Annotated in this window: 8 protein-coding genes and 1 pseudogene; 1 reads left to right on the forward strand and 8 read right to left on the reverse strand. The window is 60.2% G+C overall.

Going from position 1 to position 8043, the window contains the following annotated elements:
- Window positions 1-4: 4 nt before the first annotated feature.
- The gene (locus VKR55_RS32490) at window positions 5-235 is read left to right on the forward strand and encodes a DUF2274 domain-containing protein (protein ID WP_324409496.1); all 231 of its coding nucleotides are present in this window, start codon (window positions 5-7) and stop codon (window positions 233-235) included.
- On the opposite strand, the gene VKR55_RS32495 is transcribed toward VKR55_RS32490, so the two are convergent.
- From VKR55_RS32495 to VKR55_RS32530, 8 genes and pseudogenes are all read right to left on the reverse strand, one after another.
- Complete coding sequence (locus VKR55_RS32495) at window positions 232-1161, reverse strand: LysR family transcriptional regulator (RefSeq protein ID WP_324409497.1); 930 nt, start codon at window positions 1159-1161, stop codon at window positions 232-234. The two genes, VKR55_RS32490 and VKR55_RS32495, sit on opposite strands and share 4 nt — an antisense overlap.
- Window positions 1162-1302: 141 nt before the next feature.
- Complete coding sequence (locus tag VKR55_RS32500) at window positions 1303-1584, reverse strand: hypothetical protein (protein ID WP_324409498.1); 282 nt, start codon at window positions 1582-1584, stop codon at window positions 1303-1305.
- A gap of 208 nt (window positions 1585-1792) precedes the next feature.
- Window positions 1793-2266 (reverse strand): CopG family transcriptional regulator, encoded by a 474-nt coding sequence (locus VKR55_RS32505; protein WP_324409499.1) that lies wholly within the window; start codon window positions 2264-2266, stop codon window positions 1793-1795.
- Window positions 2267-2279: 13 nt separating this feature from the next.
- Window positions 2280-4271: a conjugal transfer protein TraG gene (locus tag VKR55_RS32510; RefSeq protein ID WP_324409500.1), complete on the reverse strand. Its 1992-nt coding sequence runs from the start codon at window positions 4269-4271 to the stop codon at window positions 2280-2282.
- Between the two features lie 110 nt (window positions 4272-4381).
- A pseudogene (locus tag VKR55_RS32515) lies at window positions 4382-4477 on the reverse strand (ribonuclease Z); the annotation flags it as partial.
- A 1003-nt stretch (window positions 4478-5480) separates the two neighbouring features.
- Entirely contained in the window at window positions 5481-6806 is a 1326-nt protein-coding gene (locus VKR55_RS32520; RefSeq protein ID WP_324409501.1) for an MFS transporter, read from the reverse strand.
- A 180-nt stretch (window positions 6807-6986) separates the two neighbouring features.
- Window positions 6987-7202, reverse strand: a complete 216-nt coding sequence (locus VKR55_RS32525) for a hypothetical protein (RefSeq protein ID WP_324409502.1) — start codon at window positions 7200-7202, stop codon at window positions 6987-6989.
- 281 nt (window positions 7203-7483) lie between these two features.
- Window positions 7484-8043, reverse strand: a 560-nt coding sequence (locus VKR55_RS32530) for an alpha-amylase family glycosyl hydrolase (protein ID WP_324409503.1), incomplete at its 5' end; no start/stop codon positions are given.

Below are 8043 nucleotides of genomic sequence, written 5' to 3' on the forward strand. Positions count from 1 at the left end.
AGTCGTGACCAAGTTGAAACTCAACCCGCTTGTGGACGAGAAGCCGGTCAAGCTGACGGTCGAGCTACCGGGTCCGGTGCACCGCGACCTCTTGGCCTATGCCGAGGTCCTTGCTGCCGAGACCGGCCAGCAAATCGAGTCGGTAAAACTGATCGCACCGATGCTGATGCGGTTCATGGCGACGGATCGCGCATTTCTGAAGGCGCGCCGAGCAAAACTAACCCAGGACAATTAACCGCTATGAGCGCCGACAAAGCGGTCATGCGGCTCCTGCTGCTCACGAAGCAAGTCGAGGAAACGAAGCAGTGCCGGGTTGTCATTAGCAACCAGCCAACATGCGTAGTATCGCACCAGGCTTGGCCCCCAGTCCTCGGTGATCTCGCGATAGACCACGCCCGGGTGCCGGGCGCCAGCGTCCGCCTCATATAGCAAACTGATCTCGGGCTCGAGGCCGACAAGACTGAGGGCAAAATCACGGCTGACGTTGGAGCGGATGATCGAGGGCATCTCCCCGGAGGCGTTGAGTTTCGAGATCAGATGATCTCTCAGCTCGGGACCGGGGTCCCGACCTAAACGTATCTTTTCCTTGCGAAGATCGTCCCACGTCACGTTCGCCTTGCTGGCGAGCGAATGAGATTCCGGCACCGCCACCAACACTTTCTCCCGCCAGAGCGGAATGACGTCGCGGACACCGGCGCGAAATTGACCCGCGACAATGGCGACATCGATGGCGCCCGCATCAAGCCGCTCTATCAGATGACGCCGCTCCCCATCGGTATACTGCACATCCACGTCGGGAAAGCGGTGCCTGTATTCGCGCAATGCGGCCCGCAACTGCCCTGTCGACGGTGAGACGTAGGCGCCGATCTTGAGCCAGCCGGTCTGTCCTTGCGCCTTGGTCGAGGCATTGAGCAGCGCGATATTGAGCTCGTCTAAAATGCGCCCGATCTGCTCCAGAAAGGCGCCGCCGGCCGCCGTTGGGCGGATGCCGTGGCGATGGCGCTCGAACAGCTTGATGCCGATCAGGATCTCTAGGCTTTTGACACGCCGGCTCACGGTGGATGCCGGCACCCCGATTAATGTGCCGGCCTTGTGGAAACTGCCCTGCCCGGCCGCAATCAGGGTCTGGAGCAAGGTGACAAGCTCGATGTCCCCGATCACGGCCGGACGCCTACATCAAATGTGCTTATGCCGCCCGGCTCGGTCGTCGGTGACAAAAATCTTCTCAGACCGGCGTGACGCATGCTCGCACCAGCGCAGGTTGCAAGAAATGAGCGAGAGCCGCCACGTTGAGGGCAACAATCAGGAACGGATCACACATGATTCTGCACATCGCACCGCCACGCTCCGACGACCGAGCGGTAGTGCCGTCACGAGCGGCTGCGCGGGGATGTTGAAGACAAACTTCGGCTTCATCTGCGAAAGGCTGTCATCGGCTAGCGCCGCAGAGGGGAGAAGAGCGGAGACCTCCAAGCCACCCAGGAGCATCGGCGCAATGATCGATCGCCATAACCACGCGGCGCGTGCCGCGTCGAAACCGACACTGCTCGGTGGGGTGGCAACGGCTTGAATGTGTTCCTTCATGGTCAAATTTCACTTGAACCTCGGCGTTCAGCCGGAAGCGGATCATGCGCCGTCAGCGACGGCAGATGACCTCCTTCTTACCCGGGATTTACGACAATTCTTTAGTATGATCAGAAGGTTGCGCTCCAGCAATAAACCCTCCTCTCCATGCGCCGAACAGGAAATATTATTTCCCTCGATTGCCGGGTACTAGAATAACGTGCCCCCATCAGATGCGCTTATCGCCCGGCGTTGCTAAGAGTTTACCGTCTTCGTCATCGTTTGCGCGCTGGCTAAAGGACCCATTGATATCTTCGGGAATTTCGCGAAGCAACGACTTCCCCCGCTGCAGCCGCTGGGCCAGGGCTTCAACGAAGCTCTGAAAACGTTCGCGGCCTTTCGTCTGAGCTGCCGCATGTGCTTCGGGCGGAAGCTGCGGCGTAACGGTGAGCCAGAAACGCACGAACAGAGCTAGGGTCTCCGTGGAGATGGTAAGATCGCGTTCGAGGCGTTGGATCTGGCGGGATAGGCGATCGAGCCTTCGGGTGAACGCTGCTTCGCTACGATCGGCGCCGTCCGGCGAAAGAAACGACGTCACCGCCGCCTCGACGATCGAGGAGCGCGAGATATGCTTGCGGTCGGCAAGATCGATGAGCTGCCGCAGTATCTCCGGCGGGAAATAGACGTTCATGCGTGTGCGCATCCCGCCGCCCCCCTCACAATCCCATGCCGTCGGCAGGATCCATAGCGGCCTGCCGGGCGATGCTACCGAGCGTGCGTCTTATGGCGGCGGCGCGCGCCGCGTTGCGGTCAGGCTCGTCGTCGAGCCTGGCGAATTCAGGCAATGGCTGAACCTCCTCACGCACGATCTCCTCGTGCTCGGGCAGTTCGGGCTCACGGCGAATTCCGGAGTTCGCGGCATCGTTTGCCATGGCTGGCGCGGCTTCAGGCGGCATACGGGATAGCGGTGGCAAGGCCGTCCAGTCATCTGCGACCGTTCGATTGCACGCAGTCATATCTGCATGCAATGACGCCAGCGTCGGCGGCGGGAGCACGCGCTCGGCCAAGCGACGGTCTTGGAAGTACCGCACCTTTCGGGCTCTGATCGGAGGGGTGCCGGAGACAAGCAGGAGCTCGTCAGACGGAGGCAATTGCATCACCTCGCCCGGCGTGAGCAGTGGGCGAGCAGTCTCCTGACGGGATACCATGAGATGACCGAGCCAAGGCGAGAGCCGGTGACCGGCATAGTTCTTCATGGCGCGCAGTTCGGTCGCCATGCCGAGCGCGTCGGAGACCCGTTTCGCGGTCCGCTCGTCGTTGGTGGCAAAGGCCGCCCGTACGTGACAATTGTCGAGTATCGAATTGTTCTGGCCGTAGGCTTTCTCGATCTGATTAAGAGACTGCGCGATCAGGAAGCTCTTCAGGCCGTATCCGGCCATGAAGGCGAGCGCGGACTCGAAAAAATCGAGCCGTCCGAGCGCCGGGAATTCATCGAGCATGAGAAGCAGTCGCTGCCGCCTTGTCTTTGCAAAAAGCTCTTCGGTCAGCCGGCGGCCGATCTGATTGAGAAGAAGACGGACCAACGGCTTGGTGCGGCTGATGTCCGACGGCGGCACGACGAGGTAGAGCGTGAGCGGGCGCTCGGCTTCGACCAGGTCCGCAATCCGCCAGTCGCAACGGCTGGTCACCTTGCCGACGACGGGATCGCGGTAGAGGCCGAGGAACGACATCGCGGTCGACAGAACGCCGGAACGCTCGTTCTCGCTCTTATTGAGAAGTTCACGGGCCGCGGATGCGACCACAGGATGCGGGTGATCGCCGAGATGCAGCGTCGTCAGCATGGCACGGAGTGTGGTCTCGATCGGGCGCTTCGGATCCGACAGGAAATTGGCAACGCCCGCCAGGGTCTTGTCGGGCTCCGCGTAGAGCACGTGGAGGATGGCGCCGACCAGCAGCGAGTGGCTGGTCTTTTCCCAGTGATTGCGCCGCTCCAGCGCGCCTTCCGGATCGACCAGGATGTCGGCAACATTCTGGACATCGCGGATCTCGCGGTCGCCGCGGCGCACCTCGAGGAGCGGATTGTACGCAGACGAGCCCGGGTTGGTCGGGTCGAACAACAACACGCGGCCGAAGCGTGCGCGCCAGCCAGCGGTGAGATGCCAATTCTCGCCCTTGATGTCATGGATGATGCAGCTTGCCGGCCAGGTCAACAAGGTCGGCACGACGAGGCCAACGCCCTTGCCGCTCCGCGTCGGCGCGAAACACAGCACGTGCTCGGGACCATCGTGTCGCAGATACTGCCGATGGAATCGACCGAGCACGACCCCGTCCTTGCCCAGCAGGCCCGCCGCGCGAATTTCTTGTTTGGTGGCCCAGCGGGCCGAGCCAAAGGTCTGCGCCACCCTAGCCTCCCGGGCCCGCCAGACGGACATCGCGAAGGCAACGGCGACGGCAATCACCCCTCCGGAAGCGGCAATGACGGCGCCTTCGACGAAGATGCTCGGAGCGTAGGCGTCGTAGGAGAACCACCAGGCAAAGAAAGCCGGGGGCGGATACAGCGAAATTCCGCCGATGTGCCCCCAGGGCTGGCCGAGCTGCGGCTGGTAGCCCAACCGCCAAGCGGTCCATTGCGTCGCGCCCCAGATGGCTGCGAGCGCCACCGTGAGCACGACCACGATCTGGGTCCAGAGAACTTTTGTTGCAGGCATTTGCGCGTTCCAGTGCAACGGAACGACAAGGAAGCAGGGATTCCCTCTCCGGGACAAGACCCGTTGCCACGCGATCGCAAAATCGGCTGCGACAGCGCACAAAGACCGGGGACGCAGCCCGGACTGCCATGAATCGTCATCACGTCGGCGCACCGCCGCAGTCGCAGGGTCGAAAATAGACCGGGAATGCCAAGCACGTGGTCGACACAACGCCGGCTCGGGTACTGTCTAGGACACCCAATGCTCACAAATTAGGACAAGCAATCGGGATAGGCGGAGTCCTCCCCTCCCACACCACCGTACACACGGGTCCGTATACGGCGGTTCGCTAGATTGAGCGCGAACGGTTTGTTTTGCGTCCGCGCCAGAGGCTCTGATAGTGGGCTTCGTCGTGCTGGCTTCGGCTCCGTCGGGCAGCGCCGTCCGGGCTTCACCTTTTCCGCCGCTCCGAAAACCAGTGACCTGGATATTCAGCCGCCACGGCCGGCGCAAGAGTCCCACACCCAAGCATCTTTCCGGCATTCAAGCCTTCAGCGAAACTCATTTCGTCTATGACGCCATCTGCTGACTTCTCCGTTGCGATCACGAACCTTGCGACCCGCTCAGTCCGGTCTCCCGGACACGCCGGAGATCTCCCGAGGCAAGTTCGACCGCCTTCCCTGCACGCCCGCCGGATTTTTACCACCCCAGCCCTTGATGACTGTGGACTTTGTGATCGTTGGTTCGCCCGTCCGGCTGGGTAGGCCTCGTTGTCCGGTTCTTGTCCATCGGGCCGCCGGTTTGCTCCACGCTTCCTTCAGACCTCACCTCGCGATGATGCCCTTGCGCTTCGCTAGCCCTTCGCCGCTATCAGGCTGGGTAGAGGACTTCCACCTCCAAGCTGTCGAACATGCTCGGCACACCAACGAAAAGCCCGGCGCTCGCGCCGGGCCGATCGCAAATACGAGATAGGTAATAACAACGCGTCAGGCTAAGCGGAAGTTCTGGGGGCGGTCTGTATAAAATTGACCTCCCTGAATTTAAATTGGGACATGAGCAAAAGAGAACAGCGCCGCTAATAGCGGTTGTGCCCGACCAACTGCGAGCACATGTCTTCCGGGTTGGGTTACTCTCGAAAGCAGACATCGCTCGATGCAGTCGGGATGTCGCAAACGTGCCAACAGCGCACGTCAAGGTAAGGAATATCGCAGACGGAGTTCGCCGACACCGCTAGTGCGCCATCGCGATTTCACCAGACAATTGCTCGCGCCTTGCATCGATCCGCAGCAGCACGACAACGATCGCACCCGCCAGCGCGCAACCCGCCAGCGATAGAAGGCCCGCGGTAAAGTTGCCGGTCAAATCCTTCAGATAACCCATCGCGTACGGACCAGCAAAACCAGAAAGATTTCCGAGCGAGTTGATCGCGGCGATGCCGGCGGCGGCCGATGCTCCCGTCAGGAAACTTGCCGGCAGCGGCCAAAACATTGGGGGTACCGCGGAGACGCCGATCTGTGCAAAACAAAGCAACGCCATGACGATGATTGGGTTGGAAACGAAACCTGCCAATCCGATCCCAACCGCGGTCATTAATAGCGCCGCAGCGACGTGACCCTTCCGTTCCATGGTCCGATCGGAATGACGGCCGAGCAGCACCATGCCCATGGCCCCGAAAACAAAGGGCAGCGCCGCGAGCAATCCTGTCTGGGTGTCGCTGACGCCAAAACCCTTGATGATGGTCGGTAGGAAGAACGCCACGCCGTAACTTGCCGCATTCAGACAGAAATACACCAGAGCGCACAACAAGATGCGAGGATCGGTGAGCGCCTGCCCCAAGGACAGATGTTCGACTTTCTCCTTGTTTCGCTTCTCGGTGGCCTGCACTTTCTCCAGCCACGCAATCTCATCTCGTTGCAGCCAGCGGGCCTGGTGCGGGAAATTGGTCAGGTAGAACAGGACGCCAATGCCAACCAGAACCGACGGCAACGCCTCGAGAATGAATAGCCACTGCCAGCCTTCCAACCCCCCACCTGTCAGGCCGAGCAGCATCCCGGAGATTGGTGATCCGATGATGGATGAAATCGGGATCGCCAACATGAACAGGCTGATGACCCGAGCGCGGTAAACGGTCGGGAACCACAAGGTCAGATAGAAGATGATGCCCGGAAAGAAGCCCGCCTCGCAGGCGCCGAGCAGCAAACGGAGAGAATAGAAAACGCCCGTCGTCGGAATTCCAGTCACTGCCGATATCGATGGAATGAATGCGAAAGCCGCCGAGACGATCCCCCAGGTAATCATGATGCGTGCGATCCAAACCCGCGCGCCAACTTTTTCCAGAAAGATGTTGGAGGGTACTTCAAACAGGAAATATCCGACGAAGAACAAGCCGGCGCCTAGTCCGAAGGCTGCTTCACTTAAACCAAGCGCCTGGTTCATGTGCAACGTGGCAAAGCCGACATTGACGCGATCGAGATAGGCCACGAAATAGCACACAATCAGGAACGGAATAAGCCGCCACATAACCTTGCCGATGACACGCTTCTCTACCTCTTCCATCGCGCGGCCTCCCGATTGTCATTCTTTGTAATTATGCGCCCATTCAAAAACCCGGGTTGAGTTTTGTAAAAGGCGTCCTTGGCGAAAACGGGCACCAAGCCACCAACCGAACAATGTATCATGTCATTGGATCGACGGAGCCCAACTCTGCGGAGCCCGCGCGAAATTGTCGGTCGTCGGTTACGTAGGCACTCGCAGCTCGCCCAAGAGCCAGCCCGCGGTTTCCAGAGATTTCATCGGATCGACAAGCTTGACCGCGCGCCGATGAACATGATCGTAAGCGAAGGTTTGGATGGCAAAACCGGACGAGCCGGGAGTAATCCGTGCGGGAGTGATCCGTGGCAGCATCGTGATGGTTTTGCACTTCGGACTTGGCAGCCTGTAAAGAACACCCATGATGTGGTCCCTCACATCGGGCGGGAGCACAACGCTCTCAGTCACCGGTAGACGCCGTTGAAGGGCGGTGATGGGGAACAGTATTCATCCCCACGTCCCGACATGCTGGTCAATACAGACCGCTTTCGGAAAAATTAACGAACGGCAAATTAGGACATGAGGGGTCAAAACGCGGGAGAGTACCGGCGGTCTTACTTTGGCGGCTGCGAGTCGGAGTTGGCTCAATCGTTCAGACGGGACGCCATATCGGCCAGCCGGGCTTGAGCAAGTCGTCTTTCTCTTTACCGGTGGAAGCTTAGAGGCTTTTTCTCTGACCTGCCGAGGACGGAGCGGGTTCCCGTGGAGAGATTCACCACATTCTCGTGGACGTAGTCGTTCCCCAAGGGTAACCAGGGCTCGCCGGTGGTGAACCCACCATGAGCCTCGGCATTCCATTGCATGGGCGTGCGGCAACCGTCGCGTCCGACGCCGATCCCCGGGACGTTTTTCTCATAGGGATCGCGTACCTGATCTGGCGCAATAGCGACCTGTGGCATGCTGATTTCGTCGCCATAGTACAGCGTCGGCGTTCCCCGCAACGTCAGCAACAGCATCGCAGCGACCCGCGCTTGGGGCTGCCCCACCCGGCTTGCGACGCGCGGACGGTCGTGATTGCCCAAGACCCAGTTGGGCCACGCAGCCGTCGGCAACGCGCTCTCATAGTCGTCGATCAGTTTCGCAATTGCGCGCGCGTTCCAGGGTGCCGACAACAGCGCGAAATTAAACGGCAGGTGCGCTCCGGACAATTCCCTACCGTAGTAAGCGACCAGCCGATCGACCGGCAGATAGATTTCACCGATCA

It is taken from the genome of Bradyrhizobium sp., assembly GCF_035309285.1.
In the GTDB taxonomy this organism is placed as follows: Bacteria; Pseudomonadota; Alphaproteobacteria; order Rhizobiales; family Xanthobacteraceae; genus Bradyrhizobium.

Excerpts from the sequence above, each read along its gene's own strand:
- VKR55_RS32510 (WP_324409500.1), bottom strand. The coding sequence starts at position 4,271 with ATGCCTGCAACAAAAGTTCTCTGGACCCAGATCGTGGTCGTGCTCACG.
- VKR55_RS32520 (WP_324409501.1), bottom strand. The coding sequence starts at position 6,806 with ATGGAAGAGGTAGAGAAGCGTGTCATCGGCAAGGTTATGTGGCGGCTT.
- VKR55_RS32525 (WP_324409502.1), bottom strand. The coding sequence starts at position 7,202 with ATGGGTGTTCTTTACAGGCTGCCAAGTCCGAAGTGCAAAACCATCACG.
- VKR55_RS32500 (WP_324409498.1), bottom strand. The coding sequence starts at position 1,584 with ATGAAGGAACACATTCAAGCCGTTGCCACCCCACCGAGCAGTGTCGGT.
- VKR55_RS32505 (WP_324409499.1), bottom strand. The coding sequence starts at position 2,266 with ATGCGCACACGCATGAACGTCTATTTCCCGCCGGAGATACTGCGGCAG.